Annotated in this window: 9 protein-coding genes; 2 read left to right on the plus strand and 7 right to left on the minus strand. The window is 69.7% G+C overall.

Annotated features, from left to right (window positions below; genetic code table 11):
* Nucleotides 1–94: 94 nt before the first annotated feature.
* The 3 genes from IE195_RS12410 to IE195_RS12420 all read right to left on the minus strand — a co-directional run bounded on the left by IE195_RS12410 (nucleotide 95) and on the right by IE195_RS12420 (nucleotide 2,079).
* Nucleotides 95–556: a hypothetical protein gene (locus IE195_RS12410; RefSeq protein WP_191270886.1), complete on the minus strand. Its 462-nt coding sequence runs from the start codon at nucleotides 554–556 to the stop codon at nucleotides 95–97.
* Entirely contained in the window at nucleotides 553–1,092 is a 540-nt protein-coding gene (locus IE195_RS12415; protein WP_191270888.1) for an ATP-binding protein, read from the minus strand. The genes IE195_RS12410 and IE195_RS12415 overlap by 4 nt, the downstream gene beginning before the upstream one ends.
* A 174-nt stretch (nucleotides 1,093–1,266) precedes the next feature.
* A complete protein-coding gene (locus IE195_RS12420; RefSeq protein WP_225942406.1) occupies nucleotides 1,267–2,079 on the minus strand; it encodes a helix-turn-helix domain-containing protein in 813 nt (270 codons plus the stop codon).
* A 222-nt stretch (nucleotides 2,080–2,301) separates the two neighbouring features.
* Here IE195_RS12420 and IE195_RS12425 point away from each other — a divergent pair, with 222 nt between their 5' ends.
* Nucleotides 2,302–3,147 carry a helix-turn-helix domain-containing protein gene (locus IE195_RS12425; protein WP_191270890.1) on the plus strand — a complete coding sequence of 282 codons (846 nt, stop codon included), beginning with the start codon at nucleotides 2,302–2,304 and terminating at the stop codon, nucleotides 3,145–3,147.
* Between the two features lie 3 nt (nucleotides 3,148–3,150).
* Entirely contained in the window at nucleotides 3,151–3,420 is a 270-nt protein-coding gene (locus IE195_RS12430; RefSeq protein ID WP_191270892.1) for a DUF397 domain-containing protein, read from the plus strand.
* Between the two features lie 187 nt (nucleotides 3,421–3,607).
* On the opposite strand, the gene IE195_RS12435 is transcribed toward IE195_RS12430, so the two are convergent.
* From IE195_RS12435 to IE195_RS26485, 4 genes are all read right to left on the minus strand, one after another.
* Complete coding sequence (locus IE195_RS12435; RefSeq protein WP_191270894.1) at nucleotides 3,608–4,690, minus strand: type I restriction endonuclease; 1,083 nt, start codon at nucleotides 4,688–4,690, stop codon at nucleotides 3,608–3,610.
* A 447-nt stretch (nucleotides 4,691–5,137) separates the two neighbouring features.
* The gene (locus IE195_RS12440) at nucleotides 5,138–5,620 is read right to left on the minus strand and encodes a FliH/SctL family protein (protein WP_225942405.1); all 483 of its coding nucleotides are present in this window, start codon (nucleotides 5,618–5,620) and stop codon (nucleotides 5,138–5,140) included.
* 45 nt (nucleotides 5,621–5,665) lie between these two features.
* Nucleotides 5,666–7,261 carry a 3'-5' exonuclease gene (locus tag IE195_RS12445; RefSeq protein ID WP_191270896.1) on the minus strand — a complete coding sequence of 532 codons (1,596 nt, stop codon included), beginning with the start codon at nucleotides 7,259–7,261 and terminating at the stop codon, nucleotides 5,666–5,668.
* An 85-nt stretch (nucleotides 7,262–7,346) separates the two neighbouring features.
* A complete protein-coding gene (locus tag IE195_RS26485) occupies nucleotides 7,347–11,921 on the minus strand; it encodes a PDDEXK-like endonuclease domain-containing protein (RefSeq protein WP_191270898.1) in 4,575 nt (1,524 codons plus the stop codon).
* Nucleotides 11,922–12,035: the final 114 nt, after the last annotated feature.

Genomic DNA, 12,035 nt, shown 5'->3' on the forward strand with positions numbered 1-12,035 from the left:
GGAACGGCCGAAATCTTGGTATAGGAGCAGAGGTGCGGGCCGCGCCGGAACGGGCGTCCCGGCGCGGCCTTGCCGTGGGAGCGGTGGCGGGTGGCTACAGCACAACCGTGGCCAGGTGGTGGGCGAGGGCTCCGGTGGCGGCGGCCAGGGTGTAGGCGACCAGGCACCAGCCGCTGCGGGAGCGGGGTTTGCGGTGGCTGTGCGGCCGGTGGAGGCGTGGCCGTGGCCGCCGGGGCAGGGGCGGCAGCGGGGGTTTGGGACGCGGTCCGTCGTCGGGGGCCGGACGGGGGCGCGGGATGCGCGGGGGTTCCTCCGAGGGCTGTCGGGCGGTGCGTTCGTGCTCGGTGCGCTGCCGGGCGGCGACCTTCATCCAGTGCGGGAGTTCGCCATGGGCCTGGCGGTAGGCGACCCGGGGGTTGTCGGCCATCTGATTCAGGAGGCGCTGTTCGCGGGTGGGTGGTCGGGTGCCGGTCCGGGTGTGGGAGAAGCGGCTGCCCCGGGGCGTGTCCAGGACGCGGCGGATCTCGGCGGTGGTGGCGCGGGCGGGGGCGTTCACCGGGCGGCCTTGCGGGCGGTGAGTCCGGGGAGGGTGAACTCGGCCCAGGTGACGGTGCCCAGGCCGGAGCAGAAGGGGAAGTCCAGCGCCGCGCGGGTGCCCCAAGCGGTGGCGAGGTGGTGGATGAGCAGCAGGCCCCGGCCGCGTTCGGCCTCGGCCCATTCCTCCACGCTGCGCTGACGCGGAATCTCGGGACGGGTGGCGGAGGCGCTGGCGCGGGTGCCGTCGTCGATGACGGCGAGGTGGAGGGTGGCGACGTCGGGCATGTGCAGGGTGCGGATGACGCGCCCCTCGGGGTCCTGGCCGGAGCGGGAGTGGTCGCACGAGTTGGCGAACATCTCGCTGGCGCAGAGCACGATGTTCTCAGTGGTGTCCCGGGGCAGGTCGGCCAGGCGGGCGAGGTCGGCGGCCAGGTCGGAGCGTACCCAGGCGGTCTGGACGAGGTCGCCGGGGTAGACGCGGGAGGGCCAGCGGCGTCCGGAGAAGGCCGGGGTGGGCGTGTGGATCGGGGCGCGGGCGTGCGGCACAATGGCCATGTCGATCTCTCTTTCAGGTTTCGCAATCGTGGAATTTGGGTCGGCCTGCTCTGGGGGTGTTGGCGCACCCGCCAGAGCTTCTTCGTGTGCGGGCTCTGGGGTTGAGCCGTCCGGGTATCAGGAGCCCCGGGTTGTCGGGGGTTGCCGGGACGGCGGGTTTCAGCGGTCGGGGTTTCAGGAGTGCAACGCGCGGCGTTCGGGGGTGGGCACGCGGGCGGCGATCTCGGTGATGCGGTGCAGGGAGTCCTCGGCGGACAGGGCGACCCCCTGGAGGGTGGCGAAGAGGTCCGCATAGGTCTTGACATGGGTGGCCTCGCTGGTGAGGTGGCCGGGACCGCAGGGCTGCGGGGTGTAGACGAGTGTGTGGGCGGGCGAGTAGTTCAGCGTCCAGAAGGCGCCGCGCAGACCGGGGTGGTAGGGGGTTCCGGTGGGGATGACGTGCACGGTGATCCGGTCGGACTGGGCCAGGCGGTGCAGGTGGAGGAGTTGGGCGCGGGTGGCGTCGGGGCCCGCGAGGGTGCGAGTGAGCGCGCCTTCATCGATGACCAGGCAGTGGTAGGGGGCGCTGCCGGAGGTGGGCAGGAGCCGGCCCACGTGCGGGCGGTCCTCGTCCAGGGATGCGCAGGCCATCGGGCGCTCGGCCCGGTGCAGGGCGGTGGCGTAGGCGTCGGTGAGGTAGGGGTCCGGGAGGACGAGAGGGGCGTAGGCCCGAACCTGGAGGACTTCGGGGAGCGCGTCGGTAACGGTGGCGCCGCCCTGGAGGAGGGTTGCCAGGTGGGCGGCGGCCCAGGCGTCCCAGAGTTGCCCGGCCAGGCGGAGTTCACGGTCCAGGTCTTGGGTGACCCGACGCCCGGGGTCAAGGGCACCGGACTCGACCTCCTGGAGCATCCCGGTGGTGACGTAGACCTGCGCGGCCAGGTAGTCGAGGGAGAGGGAGAGGCTGCGGCGGGCCGCCCACACCCGCGCCCCGAACCCTTCCCAACCCAAGCAGCGTCCTTCCCGCGTAGGCCTATCTTCCTCAACTGGCACACGCCGACTCTCAGCAACCATGTCGTCCCTCCTCAGACATAGGAAAGCGATCACCCCAACCGTCACTGTGCGGCCAGGACTGATTACAGTAGATCCCATGGAAGACGCATATGCAATCCGCATCTACAGATTTCTTTGCTCTGCTTGTGCCTGCAAACCCCCCGAGGCAACATGGACCACATGACGATGAGCCCGACTGTCGCGCAATGGCAGCTTGCGACCGAATTGCGCAAATTGCGTGGAGATCGGAAGCTTGCCGAAGTAGCCCGGAGCATCAAAGTGAACACCTCAACCGTCTCCCGCTGGGAGACCCCTGGCGTTGAGGGGGTGATCCCTGGGCCCGGAAGCCTGGAACGCCTTCTGGAGTACTACGAGCTACCAGCCGAGACGATCGAACGCTTCCTGAACATGCGCAAGGAAGCCAGATCGTCCGGATGGTGGCAGTCCAGTGGGATCGCCGAGGACTACGGGACCTACATCGGCTTGGAGAGCGCAGCGCGGCGGCTCCGCACGTACGAGCCTGTCCTGGTCCCCGGCCTCATGCAGACCGAAGGTTACGTACGCGCTCTTTTCAAGGGCACGATGCCTAGTGCCGCGCCCGAAGTGGTCGACGCTGCGGTCGAAGTACGCATGAACAGGCAGGAGGTTTGGCAGGCTAGCCGGTCGCACCTGTGGGCGATCATCAGCGAAGCGGCGATCCGCACCACAGTCGGAGGCCCTAAGCTGATGGCCGAGCAGATTCGACGCCTCATCCAGATCGCGGAGCAGCCAAACGTCACCCTTCAGGTACTCCCCTTCGAGGCTGGCGCCCATGCCGCCCTGGAGATCGGCGAGTTCACGCTCCTCACCCTGGACGAGCTCACCGTGCTCGTGACCATCACCGACAACACCAGTCTCTTCTGGGACGATCAGACCGCCTTGGACCGGCACACGGAGGTCTTCGAGCGTCTATTGGCCGATGCCTGGCGCCCAGCGCAGACGATCGACTTCCTAGGCCGCACAGCCAAGGTTCTGGAGAAGGAGTAAGCGATGCAGCCGCGCACCGAGCACTGGTTCAAATCCAGCTACAGCGGCGGAGACAACAACTGTGTCGAGGTGGGACACGCTCCTTCCCAACCGGTTTCCGTCTCGCCATGGCATACCGCCAGCTACAGCGGGACATCGACTAACTGCGTGGAGGTGTCCGAAGGACCGGTCACCGGAGTCCGAGACACCAAGAACCGCGAGCTCGGCGCGCTCTTCTTCGCCGCTGACGAGTGGCGGGCCTTCCTCGGGACCGCCCGGGACGACCTTCGCTGAGCCAGCCCTTCACGCCCGCCCCAGGCGACAAGCCTCCCGAGCAGTACGGGCCCTCGCTCCCTCCGGGAAGCGGGGGTCCTGCTCGTTCCCCTGCGCTACTTCGACGGAAACGCTCAGAACCCGACGAAGGTTGCCCCGAGCGAACCAGGCGGGGCGGCACGGCCGACCGCGCCGCCCCGGCCCGGACTCAGCCCAGGTAGTTCCGCACCGATTCGCGGATCTTCTCGGCGTGGAGGTAGATCTCGTCGATGGAACCCAGCTGATGGCGGGTCTCGTTCTTGTCGGCGTCGAAGGTGCCGAGGTACTTCTTCGACCTGGCGTTGAAGTGCAGGCGCGCGATCGGCTTCCGGTTGTTGTCGTCCAGCAGGACAGCGAAGTAACTCTTGGAGTCCCGCTGTGAGATCCGCTGGGGCTTGACCTCACTGCACGCGATCGCCTTGACGACCTGGTAGCCCTCCAACTCCTCAAGAGTGGTCTCGATCCCCGTGTCGCGTTCCAGGTCCTCTTCCGCGACGTCCTCACTGCTGACCGCATCCGCCTCGGCCTGCGGGCGGGTGGACTCCAGTGCCTTCTTCAGCCGGACGTTGACCTGGTCGTCGAGGAAGGCGGAGGCGGCCTCCTGGACGATCGGCGTGAACTGCTCGCGCGCCCGCCTGGTGAAAGCCTTGTCGTAGACACGGCCAGCGAGGAACTTCACCCATTCGGCGTCGGGTTCCTGGAACTGTTCGGCCAGCGTGCGCTTGATCGCGCCGATGTACTTGAGCTTCTCCGCCGCGTCGACGACCGATCCCAGATCGAAGGAGGCCTTCGTCAGCTTGCGCAACTCGGGCAGGAGGCTCTCGTCGACATCGTTGAGGTCGAGCACCATGAACGGCCTGGAGTCCATCCGGTTCGGCGCTTCGAGGTCGGTGTAGAAGTGGTACTCCACCCCGTTGGTGAGGACCGCGATCCGCGCGTTGGTGACGGAGAAGTAGCGGTAGAGCTGTGACGCGTGCTCGACCTTCAACTCCCCGTTCGACTTCTTGCACTCGATGAGCATCTGCACTTCGTTGCTGTGCATGATGGCGTAGTCGACCTTCTCGCCCTTCTTCACCCCGACGTCGGCGGTGAACTCGGGAACCACCTCGCGCGGGTCGAAGATGTCATATCCGAGAACCGTCGCGATGAAGGGCATGACGAATGCGTTCTTCGCTGCTTCCTCGGTCTGGGTCATCTCGCGCTGCTTCTGCACTTTGGCGCTGAGCACGGAGACCTTCTCGTCGAATTCCATTAACGACCCTTCTTCGGTGGCTGGTCAGCGCACCTTAGCAAGGAGGAAAGCCCGAAATCCACAGGTCGACACGTTCGTTATATCAACGCACCAGGAAACCGTTTCCACCGAAAGGGGAACCGTCTCCACCGCGAACGGGAACGGGTGGTGCTGGCTTGTTTCCTATTCCACCAGGGGCACGGCCGACCGGATCGACGCACAGAACACGCGTGCCCGACTCGGGCCCGAGGTCCTTCGTGTCCACCGGTTACACAGGCTGGGTAAACCCGCCTTCCTTGGTCGTCGTCCTGATCCTCGGGGGGCTTGTCACGACGTCGCGGATCCAATCTACATGCCTTGATTGTTAATCGAGTTAACAATCAAGTTTCATTCGGTGGCGCAGGACTCGGCTGGACCTCGTCGCGCGACGCCGCCGTCACCTCGGCTCAGGACCTGTTGGGGCGCGTTCTACTTCCGGTCCAGCCTTCGGAGGACGAACGCAAGAGGCCCCTGGTAGGTCGTTCCCAAAACGGTGACGGTCGCCTCCAGCGGACCGGGCCCGTGCTTCATCCGGCTGACGTAGTTCTCGGGCAGGAGGACGCGGTCACCGACCTCCAGTGGGGTCTCACCACGCCAGCGATAGGCATAACCTCCGACCCCCACGACCTGGTCTCCGCCAACCTCATGAATACGCGTTTCCTCGTCGAGGCGCTGCCGGAGTTCCTCCACCTGCCTCTCAAGCCGTTCGATTCGGAGCTTGGAGGATTCCTTGGAGGACCTGACACCGGACTCGAACCCTTCCCGGTAGCCGCTCCGATGAGCGTCGGCCACAGCCCGGTCCCGCTCGGTGGAATGGATACCGCAGGCGATATCCGAGCCGTTCACCCGGACTCTGCAGGGGTGCCCGGATCTGGTGGGGCGTCCGCACGTGCGCACCTGGTTCTCGACCATGGTCTTTCGCTCCTTGTTCAGAGGAGTGGGGCCGCCGGGCCCCGTCTAGAAGGGCAGCAGTTCCAAGGCCGCCGCCGCGGCCGTCGCGCCGGTCGCCATGAACAACAGCACCGCCCCGGCACAGCCTCCGCCCTTCTTCTGGGCCTCAGCGGGGATGGTGGCCGTGATCCGGTACGGGCCCCGGTCAGCCCGGCTCTCGCCACGCGCCGCCCTGTCGCGGTGCGCATAGGGCGCCACGAACTGCTCGTGGTACTCCCGTTCGGTGAGCTCCCGGGGCCGCCAGGTCTCCAACCAGAGCCGCTGGTCCTCGGTCTGCTGCCGCTGCCGCTGCTCGGCGCTGAGCCGCGCCGCGACCCCGGTGCTGTCACGGTCCTCGAACAGGTTCCCGTCGGCCCGGTGGGAGGCCGCCTTCAGCACCTCCCAGGCCTGGGCCGGGGTCACCACCTGGTGCCCGCTCTCCAGAGCCCGCTGGACCTTCGGATCGTCCGCGCCCTCCTCAACGATCACCAGGCGCACGGTCTTGGTGACGTTGACGCCCACGGTCGCGCCCTGGGCCACCGCGTGCTCCACCACCGCGCTGAGCGCTGCGGACTCCCCCACCGGGACGATCCGCCAGCCCTTGAACGGCCCGTTCCTGCGCTCCTTCTCCTTCTCCGCCACGTGCAGCAGGTCCTGGATGGCGTGCCCGGCCCCGAGGTTCTTCGCGGCCTTCTCCAGTTCGCGGAGTTCGGTACTGGTCACCACCCCGTCCGCCTCGGCACGGGCACGGGCCTCCAGCATGACCTGTTCGTGGACCCGGCCGATGGTGGCCTGGGTGAACCCTGCCGCGGTGGCCAGGTCGGCGAGCTGGCGGGCCTCCTCCGCGACGATCCTCCCGTCGGCCAGGGCGTGGCCGAGCATCGACCGGTAGGCTGCGGCGCCCTGCGGGTTCGGCCGGGGCGAGGGGTTGGTGTCGGGCAGGCTGGCCACGAGGTTGGACAGCCACCCCTCCTGTCCCTTGCGCAGACCCACGATGTGCGGGGCGATGACTCCGCTGCGCGGCAACTCGGGCAGCACGGCGGGGCCGGGCCCGTTCCAGCGCAGCGGTACCGGGCTCTGGTCGATGAGGGTGCGGAGCATGTGCGCGCGCTGGCGGGCGCCGGCCAGGGCGTTGGAGTTCCACTCGGGCCAGTTCCCGGTCATGAGCCGGTAGAGGTGCCTGGACTTGTAGGGGAAGGTGTCCAGCTGGCTGCGCATGAGTCGGAGCGTGCACAGGCCGGGCACCCCCTGCGCGCGGATACCGAGCCGCCCGAGTTCGCTGTCGAGGAAGGCGTCCTCGTGGTCCAGCTTGTGGGCGACGACGACGGCGCCGGAGAGGTAGGCGAGCAGGTCTCCGGCGATCCGGTCGAAGGTGGGTGCGCGGCTGACCTGGGCGTCGGTGATCTCGGCGTGGTCGTCGTAGGGCACGGGCCTCAGCGGGTTGACGAGGGTGGAGTACTCGTCCACGACGGTGCCGTCACCGCGCATCCGGACGACGGCGGCTTCGAAGACACGGTGCCCCCGCGCGGGCTCGTAGCCGGTGGCGCTGATGTTGAGGACGGCGAACAGCATGTGTTTGGGGTCGTTGCCCCGGCCTCGGGTCAGGCGGCCCTGGGTGAACATCGTGTGCCTTCCGGTCGGGGGGAACGGGGGTCCGGGAAACGGGTGGTGCGGTGCCGGTCCCGGATGGACCGGCACCGCGCCGGGCTCAGGCTCGGGCGGGTTCGATGGCCATGTGTTCGAGCTGCCTCCACAGGGGCCGCAGGGCCTCGTCGGGGTCGCGGAAGAACCGGCTGCCGCGGATGCGCACGAAGGTCCAGCCGACCCTTTCGAGTTCGCGCTGGCGTGCGGCGTCGTCCTCGGCGTTGGCCTCGGTGTGGAAGGCGTCGCCGTCGCACTCCACGGCCAGCCGCCGACTGCCTCCTTCCACCACCAGGTCGATGCGGTAGCGCCCGGCCTCGAACTGGGGACGCACCCGGTAGCCGCGTTCGTGCAGCGCCCGGTAGACCCGCTGCTCGAAGAGGCTGTCGAAGGGCTCCACCCGTTCGTCGGCGGGAACGTGACCGACCCCGGTGCCGGCCTGGTCCTCGGCGGGCCGGGAGAGGTAGTCGAGGTAGCGGCGGCGCATGTCGTGCGCGCCGAGGTCGGTCAGGGCGAAGCTGTGGAACAGCCAGACCTGGTCCCTGGCCCGGGACGCGGCGACGTTGACGGCCTGCTGGTCGGGCACACCGCTGAAGGGGGCCGGGCGGCGGGGCTCGCCGTCGGTGTCGAAGGGCGCGTAGACGCAGCCGAGGAACATCACGTCGCGTTCGTCGCCCTGGAAGGCGGCGGCGCTGCCGACCCGCAACTGGCGCTCCACCCGGGTCTCCAGGGGCAGCGCGTCGCTGAGCATCTCCTCGATGAGGGCCTGCTGCGCGGTTCCGGTCAGGGTGACCACACCCATGCTGCGTCCGGCGTAGGCGGGTTCCTCGCAGCAGCGGACGACGTGCTCCACGAGCGCCCTGGCCTCGGCGCGGTTGACCTGCTTCTGCCCCCTGCCCTCCAGCACACCGTCGGCGACGTGGACGGGCCGCACCGGTGGGAGCCGGTCGGCCCCGTACTGGCGCAGCGGCTGGAGGCGTCCCTGGTAGAACTCCTCGTTGGAGAAGCCGATGATCTCCGGCATACAGCGGAAGTGTTCGCGCAGCATCAACTGGCCGCGGCTGTCGGCGAGCCCGCCCACGATGTCGAACAGGCTGTTGTTGGGCGCGAACAGGTTGCGGCGCGAGGGCGGGAAGGCGGAGAGTTCGCGGGCCTGCAGCGCGAACACCTCTGCCTGGTCGAGTCCGGCGTTGCGGGGGCTGACCTGTTTGTCGTCTCCCACGACCACGAGGCGTTTGCCCAGCCAGGCCAGCAGGAGGGCCTCGGGCCCGGACTGGCTGGCCTCGTCGATGATGACCACGTCGAAGCTGCCGGGCCGGTCCATCGGCACGGTGGACACCACCTGGTAGAGCGGCATGATCCACGCGGGGACGGCGGGCTGGCACTCGCTCAGGCTCTCGCGGGCCTGGCTCTGGTGGCGGGCGGCGTGGCGGCCGGTGCCCTTGCCGATACGGCGGATGCTCTGCTGGTAGGAGCGGAGCGCGACCTCCTGGTGGCGGGTGAGGCGGGACAGGCATGAGCGCCAGGCCTTCGCTGCGGCGAGGCGGCCCATGGTCAGGCGCACCTCCCCGTCGGCCTCGGAGAGGCGCTCCCGGCAGCGCTCCTCGGCTGCGGGAGCGGTGAGCTCGGCCAGGCGCTGGTTCCACGCCGACCACGCCCAGGCCTCCTCCAGTCGGGGCAGCCGGTCGTCCCAGGCGGGGTCCTGCGGCTGTTCCCGGACGGCGCGGGCCAGCCCCGGGTGGGCGTCGGCGACCACCCGTTCGGCGGCCCGGAACTCCTCGGCCAACCGGTGCGCGGCACGGGCGCGTTCCATGGCGGCCAGGGCGCGTTCGTAGCCTTCGGTGTCCGCGCTCTCCAGTGCGGTACGGGCGTCCCGCACGGGTTCGGGTAGGTCGGAGCGGGTCGAGGCGCGCTGCTCGGACCAGTTCCGCAGTGTCTCCAGAGTGCGTTCGACCAGTTCACGGGCGGGCTCGGCCTCGTGTCCGGCCTCCACGGCGGTCAGGGTCAGGGACAGGCGGTCGACCTCGGTGTCCTCTGCCCAGTCGAGCGCGGCCAGGGCGGGTGTCCCCGCGGCGGCCCCGGCGAGGGCCTCGCGGACCCGGGAGAGTTCGAGGAGCTGGTCGAGGTCCTCCAGGTCCTCGTGCAGTTGGGCGAGGCGGACGACCGGGTCCTCCCAGTTGTGTGCGGCGGGGCGGCCCAGCACCCTGAGCGCGTCGCCGAGGCAGCGTTCGGCGGCGACGCGGTGCTGGACCAGGGCGAGTTCCCCGGGGGTGTCCAGGGCACTGCCGTCGACGGTGACGCCCTCCAGGAAGGCTGCGTGGTCCTTGTACAGGCGGGTGCGCGTGCCGAAGAGGCCCTTGAGTTTTCCGCCTGCGTCGAACCCCTCCCGCAGGGCGGTGGTGTGTCGCAGCGCCTCGGCGTAGGTGAAGGCGTCGAGTCCGTCGATGCGCACACCCGTGACGGGTTCGAGTTCGGCCTCGGCCCGCTGGACGTCGGCCCGGGCCCGGTGGGCCTGGGTACGCACCTGGCGGTCGCGTCCGGCGAGTACGGCCTCACGCTGTTCGCCCCAGTGGCCGGGGAGGCGCCGGGTGCGGTCCCGGGCCGCGGTGTACTCCGCCAGGCAGGCGCGCAGCACGGAGCTCTGGTCACGGGAGAGCCCGGTGAGCACCTGCTCGACCCGTCCGTCCCAGGAGTCGGCTGCACGCGCTGCGGCCTCGTCGGCGCGCCGGATCAGGTCGACGGCGCCGGTGTGCTGGTCGGATCCGGGCAGGAGGGCGGCTTCGGGGACCTCCACGGCGATCGCGCGCTGTTCGGGTGTGAAGGCGCGGGCCGTGTCCAGCAGGGCGCGGGCCTGGCCGGAGGTGAGCGCGCACTCGAAGGCGGGGACCCGGCCGAGCCAGGAACGCTCCGCCTCGTCGGCGACGAGCCGGCTGGCGATGCGCGACAGGGTGCCGCCGTAACCGCCGGGGCCTCGGGGGTGCTGGTGGGTCTCCCCCTCCCGGATGGCCCGCAGGTCCTTGAGTGCCCGGTCGCGCTGCGCGCGGGCGCGGTCGAGCCGGTCCTGCAGGCGGTCGATCTCGGTGTCGGCGGACCGCGGGTCGTGTGCGGCCTGGCGTTCGAGGATGGCGTAGACGGAGGCCTCCAGCTCCCGCTGGGCGTCCACGCCGTCGCCGGTGCGGCTGACCGCCAGGGGTTTGACCTCCTCGGGGAGTTTGTCCTTGAGGACCTTGAGCGCCCGGGTGGTCTGGCTGGTGATGAGGATGCGCTGGCCCCGGGCGAGCAGGTCGGTGACCAGGTTGGCGATGGTGTGGGTCTTGCCGGTGCCGGGAGGGCCCTGCACGACGACGAGGTCGCTGTCCCGCAGGCGTTCGGCGATCTGGCGCTGCTCGGCGTTGGAGGGCAGGGAGAAGTACAGGTCCTCCCTGCCGGGCACGGCGGCCGCGGCGGGCCCGTCGCGGTCGGTGTCCTCCTCAGCGACGGACGTGTCCTGTCCCTCGTCGTCGGCGCCGACGATGTGGCGGAGCAGGGCGGTCTCGCCGCCCTTGTGCTCGATGGTGTCGGCGATCTGGCGCAGTGCGTTGAGCTGCCCGCGTTTGGGGCGTTCCCGCAGGATGAGCGCGGGGGCGAAGGTGATCCGGGGGCGGTCTCCGCCCGCGGTGTGCCGGTGGGGGTCGGGTTCGTAGGGGGCGTCGGCGGTGGCCCGGACCGACCATTCGCGCAGGGCGGCGTGCAGGTGCTCGGCGCCTTCGGCTCCCTCGTGTTCGGAGGCCGCTTCCAGGTGTTGGCGGACGCGTTCGCGGCCGTCCTCCCGGAGGCGCTGGGAGACCTCCAGCATGTCCTCCTCGAGGACGAAGCCGGGGGTTTCGGGGTCGGGCGCGACCTCCAGGGCTCCCCGTTCGTCGAGGCCGACCACGACCCGGCGGGTGAGCAGGTGGCGGCGGACCGGCTGCTCACCGGAGACCCAGGTGAGGTAACCGACGCCGAGGACGAGTTCGTAGGACTCGCCCAGGTCCACCGACTCCTGGTGGATCCGGTAGGCCTTTTCGTAGAGCTGGGCGTGGCGGCTGACCGCGCGTTCGTGTTCGGCCCACTCCGACCAGAGCGCGGCCCAGACGGAGTGGGCGGCGCGGATGCTCTCCTGGTCGGGGTGTTCGGAGAGGGGGACCGGCTTCCGGTCCTCCGCCTCCCCCGCACCGGTTTCTCCGGTGTCGTCCGGGTCGCCGTCCTCGCTGGTGTCCCCGTTGCCGGTCGCGGGGACGGAAACGGGCGCGGGCGCAACCTCCCGGGCCTCGGTACCGCCGCCGAGGAGGGCCTCGAGCGGGAGTTCCAGCAGGGCGGGCGGCTCTTCCCTCCGGTGGTCGCGGCGTTCACCGGGGTGGATCCACTCCTCCAGGACCTCCGGGAGGGCGGGCGGATCCATGCGGCTGACCCGTTCCACGCGCAACCACTGGTCGGAGTCCTCGGGGTCCAGCAACCCCGAGATCACACCCGGGGTGTCCTCGGGCAGGTCGCCGAGCCACAGGATTCTGGTCGCGCTCTCCAGGGTGCGCACCGGTCTGGTGCGCAGTTCCTCGGAATCGACGAGGAACTGGAACAGGTGCTTGACGCCGTCGGGGGCGGGCTTCGGCTCAGGAGCTACCAAGGTGTTCGGGGGCTCTCTACTCGTGGGAGGGGGACGAGGACGGATCCCGATAGGGGTGTTGTGCTCCCTCGGGGCGGGAGAACAGGGGGTTCGGGACCAAGGGCCCCCATGGGC

It is taken from the genome of Nocardiopsis terrae, from assembly GCF_014651695.1.
GTDB lineage: Bacteria > Actinomycetota > Actinomycetes > Streptosporangiales > Streptosporangiaceae > Nocardiopsis > Nocardiopsis terrae.

What these genes read in the sequence shown, in the direction of transcription:
- IE195_RS12425 (WP_191270890.1), top strand. Translation starts at nt 2,302, where the DNA reads ATGACGATGAGCCCGACTGTCGCGCAATGGCAGCTTGCGACCGAATTG.
- IE195_RS12430 (WP_191270892.1), top strand. Translation starts at nt 3,151, where the DNA reads ATGCAGCCGCGCACCGAGCACTGGTTCAAATCCAGCTACAGCGGCGGA.
- IE195_RS12445 (WP_191270896.1), bottom strand. Translation starts at nt 7,261, where the DNA reads ATGTTCACCCAGGGCCGCCTGACCCGAGGCCGGGGCAACGACCCCAAA.
- IE195_RS12435 (WP_191270894.1), bottom strand. Translation starts at nt 4,690, where the DNA reads ATGGAATTCGACGAGAAGGTCTCCGTGCTCAGCGCCAAAGTGCAGAAG.
- IE195_RS12440 (WP_225942405.1), bottom strand. Translation starts at nt 5,620, where the DNA reads ATGGTCGAGAACCAGGTGCGCACGTGCGGACGCCCCACCAGATCCGGG.
- IE195_RS12415 (WP_191270888.1), bottom strand. Translation starts at nt 1,092, where the DNA reads ATGGCCATTGTGCCGCACGCCCGCGCCCCGATCCACACGCCCACCCCG.